This window comes from Leptospira ainazelensis (assembly GCF_016918785.1).
In the GTDB taxonomy this organism is placed as follows: domain Bacteria; phylum Spirochaetota; class Leptospiria; order Leptospirales; family Leptospiraceae; genus Leptospira; species Leptospira ainazelensis.
This window is the reverse complement of sequence record NZ_JAFFPT010000046.1, coordinates 1-2,486: the sequence shown is the minus strand read 5'-3', so window position 1 is coordinate 2,486 and position 2,486 is coordinate 1. Positions and strand designations below refer to the sequence as shown.

Here is a 2,486-nt window from a genome sequence, read left to right as displayed (position 1 = left end):
AAAAGATAGCTTGGCAGTTTATTTTCTAATTTTGGGACAAAAATTTGCTCATTTTAAAGTTGACATTGGTATGACCAAGGTTATACCAATGATATGAAAACGGCTATTTCAATTCCTGATGAGTTATTTAAAACTGCTGAAAAGACGGCTAAAAAGCTTGGCATTCCTCGGAGTCAGTTATTTGCAAAAGCATTGGAAGAATTTATCCAATCCCATAGCAAAGAATCTATAACTGAAAAATTAAATAAAGTCTATAATAGCAAATTCAAAGAACCTAAAAATATTATTACTGATTTATCCGTAGAATCGCTTCGCAAGAGTTTAAAAAATGATTCGTGGTGAGCTCTGGTGGGTGGATTTAGGAATTCCCTTTGGAAGTGAACCTGGGTTTAAACGTCCGGTTCTCATAATTCAAGATGATTCTTTTAATCAAAGTAATATTAATACAATAGTTTCGATTGCAATTACATCGAATTTAAATCTATCTGAAGCACCCGGTAATGTTCTAATTAGTAAGAAAGATTCGAATTTATCAAAAGACTCCGTCGTAAATGTCTCTCAAATTGTGACTTTAGACAAAGAAAGATTTATTAATAAAGCGGGAAAACTCAAATCAACTAAATTAAATGAAGTTGAAACAGGGCTTAAACTCGTTACAGGCTTAGATTAAAGGGCACTTCGTCTAACTTCGGCTTCTCACTACGTTCGCGACTCACGGTTCCCGCTCGCGCTCACTCCGGGCTAAAGCCACATTGCTTTGTCACTTCGGTTCGCGAGCCGGCGCTAAGGCGCCTCGAACCTCGTGCCAACCGCGTCGCGCACAGGCGCTTGCGGACGCAACGTCGAGAAGCCTCTTTCGTTAGACGAAATGGCTGAACGCGTTTTTTTGAATTTATTACGTTGACAAAATATATCAGATTTGATATATTTTGCTTGTGTCCTATAAAATTCAGTTTTTGGAGCCTGCTGAAGAATTTCTTACAAATTTAGAGAGCAAGTTAAAAGCAAAATCATTTAGGACTATTGAATTATTAAAGGATTTCGGGCCTGAATTGAGAGAGCCTTTTTCGAAGAAAATTCAAAGCATCGATGGATTATTCGAGCTAAGAGTAAAACAAGGATCAAATATTTGCCGGTTCTTTTACTTTTTTGAAAAAGATAAAATCGTAATTATTACATCTGGATATGTTAAAAAGGATCAAAAGACTAATAAAGATCAATTAACAAAAGCACGAAATCTCATGAATTCTTTTAGAGGAGGGAACTGATGAAAGTTAAAACTAAAGATTTTGATTCTCTTTTGAAGAGGGAATTAAAGGATAAAGAGTTTAAGAAAGAATATGAAGCTCTTTCAAATGAATTTACTCTTGCAAAAGAAATCATAAAGTTAAGAAAGAAGAGAAATTTAACTCAAAAAGATTTAGCTGAAAAAATTGGAACTTCGCAACCTGCAATTGCAAGAATTGAATCGGGGAATTATAAAAACCTTTCTCTTTCATTCATCAATAAATTGGCAAAAGCATTGGATGCTGAGCCGATCATTCATTTGAAAAGCAAAAGCGCATAATTAATTCAGCCACTTCGTCTAACTTCGACTTCTCGCTTCGTTCGTCACTCACGCTTCCCGCTCGGACTCACTTCGGGCTTCGCCACATTCGCTTTGACGTTCGGCTTGCGATCGCTCACTAAGGTTCGCTCAAGCCTCCGTCAATCCCTTCGCGCACAGGCGCTCCGGGAACGCGAACGTCGAGAAGTCTCTTTCGTTATACGCCAGATCGAAAAAACTTTAGGAAAAATCAAATGGAATACATTCTTAGAAATATGAGTAAACAAATTATAGATTTATCAAAATTCATAAATGAAAAGGCAAAAACTGATAAATTTTTCTGTCAAGGAATACAAGAGGGATTTAATAAGTTTCTCTCAAATTATTATATAGGTGCTATGGTTGATTTGCTTAAAAAAGAGTCAAAAAATAAAAATAAAAAAATACATTCAAATGTAAATCGTAAATATTTAATATCACATTTTATAAGTGATGCAGCTGCAAAATCCATTGCAAATGGACCGAAAGAAAAATTAATATTTGAACACATTATTCCGAAAAACATTTACCAAAAGAAAATCCTAAATGAAATATCAAATATAGATGAACCGACCATCTTTAACATTATTGAGAATTATTGGTTAATTGCTACAATCACAAGCAAAGAAAAAATTTCAAATGGAAATAGAACTCCATTATCAGAGTATGAAAAAGAACCATTCATAAGATTTAAAAATTCAATGAATATAAAATTGCGAAAAAATATGTTTATAACAACAATGCAAAACAATAACTTTTGCGAACTTCCACAAAATCTTCAGTCAAAAGAGGTAAATGAATTTTCACCATTTCGATCCAGCGTATAACTTCGGCTTCTCACTTCGTTCGCGACTCACGGTTCCCGCTCGCGCTCACTCCGGGCTAAAGCCACATTGCTTTG

At 35.0% G+C, this 2,486-nt stretch carries 5 protein-coding genes; all 5 read left to right on the top strand.

Annotation, left to right across the window (positions count from 1 at the left end; translation table 11 throughout):
• Nucleotides 1–93 precede the first annotated feature (93 nt).
• The 5 genes from JWG44_RS12500 (at nt 94) to JWG44_RS12480 (ending at nt 2,412) form a co-directional block, all read left to right on the top strand.
• On the top strand, nt 94–342 hold the full coding sequence (locus JWG44_RS12500; RefSeq protein WP_205275299.1) for a ChpI protein: 249 nt from the start codon (nt 94–96) through the stop codon (nt 340–342).
• Nucleotides 329–670 carry a type II toxin-antitoxin system PemK/MazF family toxin gene (locus tag JWG44_RS12495; RefSeq protein WP_205275298.1) on the top strand — a complete coding sequence of 114 codons (342 nt, stop codon included), beginning with the start codon at nt 329–331 and terminating at the stop codon, nt 668–670. Before JWG44_RS12500 ends, JWG44_RS12495 begins: the two co-directional genes overlap by 14 nt.
• A 286-nt stretch (nt 671–956) precedes the next feature.
• Complete coding sequence (locus JWG44_RS12490; RefSeq protein WP_232371625.1) at nt 957–1,268, top strand: type II toxin-antitoxin system RelE/ParE family toxin; 312 nt, start codon at nt 957–959, stop codon at nt 1,266–1,268.
• Nucleotides 1,268–1,567, top strand: coding sequence for a helix-turn-helix domain-containing protein (locus JWG44_RS12485; protein WP_205275296.1), 300 nt, complete (start codon nt 1,268–1,270; stop codon nt 1,565–1,567). Before JWG44_RS12490 ends, JWG44_RS12485 begins: the two co-directional genes overlap by 1 nt.
• A gap of 233 nt (nt 1,568–1,800) precedes the next feature.
• A complete protein-coding gene (locus JWG44_RS12480) occupies nt 1,801–2,412 on the top strand; it encodes a hypothetical protein (protein WP_205275295.1) in 612 nt (203 codons plus the stop codon).
• The last annotated feature ends 74 nt before the right edge of the window (nt 2,413–2,486 follow it).

What these genes read in the sequence shown, in the direction of transcription:
- JWG44_RS12500 (WP_205275299.1), top strand. Translation starts at nt 94, where the DNA reads ATGAAAACGGCTATTTCAATTCCTGATGAGTTATTTAAAACTGCTGAA.
- JWG44_RS12495 (WP_205275298.1), top strand. Translation starts at nt 329, where the DNA reads ATGATTCGTGGTGAGCTCTGGTGGGTGGATTTAGGAATTCCCTTTGGA.
- JWG44_RS12485 (WP_205275296.1), top strand. Translation starts at nt 1,268, where the DNA reads ATGAAAGTTAAAACTAAAGATTTTGATTCTCTTTTGAAGAGGGAATTA.
- JWG44_RS12480 (WP_205275295.1), top strand. Translation starts at nt 1,801, where the DNA reads ATGGAATACATTCTTAGAAATATGAGTAAACAAATTATAGATTTATCA.